The organism is Microbacterium sp. AR7-10, from assembly GCF_001878835.1.
In the GTDB taxonomy this organism is placed as follows: domain Bacteria; phylum Actinomycetota; class Actinomycetes; order Actinomycetales; family Microbacteriaceae; genus Microbacterium; species Microbacterium commune.
Window position 1 is genome coordinate 1 of the sequence record NZ_MJIR01000009.1, and the last position, 1302, is coordinate 1302.

2 protein-coding genes are annotated in these 1302 nt (G+C 71.4%); both read left to right on the forward strand.

What is annotated here, in order from left to right:
- The coding region (locus tag BFN01_RS00770) for an NAD(P)-dependent oxidoreductase (protein WP_305728261.1) at positions 1-315 on the forward strand (315 nt) is incomplete at its 5' end.
- Between the two features lie 8 nt (positions 316-323).
- The gene (locus BFN01_RS00775) at positions 324-1253 is read left to right on the forward strand and encodes a shikimate dehydrogenase (RefSeq protein WP_071640531.1); all 930 of its coding nucleotides are present in this window, start codon (positions 324-326) and stop codon (positions 1251-1253) included.
- The last annotated feature ends 49 nt before the right edge of the window (positions 1254-1302 follow it).

A 1302-nucleotide genomic window follows, 5' to 3' on the forward strand; every position in this document is an offset into this window, starting at 1 on the left:
GCCGAGCGCCTCGCCGGGATGCGGCCGGGGACTGTCCTGGTGAACACCGCCCGCCCTGACCTCATCGACGAGCAGGCTGTCGCGCAGGCGCTCGCCGACGGCATCCTCGCCGGGTACGCCGCCGACACGCTCGACGGCGACACGGCCGCGAGCGCGAGTCCGCTGCTGGCCCCCGAGCTCGCCGCGCGCGTGATCGTGACCCCGCACCTCGGTGCACAGACCACCCAGGCCGTCGACAACATGGGCCGCATGTCGCTCGACGACGCGATCGCCGTGCTGCGCGGCGACGCCCCGGCCCACCCCGTCACCCGCTAGGAGACCCCATGACCGAGACCGCCCCCGCCGACTGCATGGGATTCGTCGGCGTCACCACCGGATCGTCATCGATCATGAAGGTGTTCCCGCTGTGGGCCGACATCCTCGGTCTGCCCACGCGCACCCTGGTCGGCCACGACCTGCCGATGGACGCCGAGCCTGCGGCGTATCGGGCGATGGTCGAGCAGATCCGCGACGATCCGCACCACCGCGGCGCCCTGGTGACGACGCACAAGATGAACCTCTACGCCGCGGCATCCGACCTGTTCGACGAACTCGACCCGTTCGCGGTGTCGTGCTCGGAGATCTCGAGCATCTCCAAGCGCGGCGACCGGCTGATCGGACGGGCGAAGGACCCGGTGACCGTCGATCTGGCGCTGAACGACTTCCTGCCGGCCGATCATTTCGCCCGCACCGGTGCTGAGGTGATCATCCTCGGCGCCGGAGGCTCGGGCACCGCGCTGAGCTGGGCGCTCGCCGAGCGAGCCGACGCGCCCGCGCGGATCACCGTGACCGCGCGCTCGCAGGACAAGCTCGACCATCTGCGTGAGGTGCACCGTCAGCACGGCACCGACGAGGGTCTGATCCGCTACGTCCTCACCGAGACGGCAGAGCAGGCCGACGCCCTCGTCGCGGCCGCGCCCGCCGGCTCAGTCATCGCCAATGCCACCGGACTCGGCAAGGACCGCCCCGGCTCACCGCTGACCGATGCGGTGGTGTACCCCGAGGGCGCCTGGGCGTGGGAGTTCAACTACCGCGGCTCGCTGGAGTTCCTGCACCAGGCGCGCGCGCAGCAGGACTCCCGCGGACTGCACGTCGTCGACGGCTGGCGCTACTTCATCCACGGCTGGTCGCAGGTGGTCGCCGACGTCTTCGAGCTGACCCTCACCCCTGACGTCGTCGAGCAGCTCGCGCAGGCCGCGGAGTCGGTGCGCTGATGCCGAGGCCGGGCGGCGCGGCTGGTGCGGTCGGTGCGGTTTCTGCGGG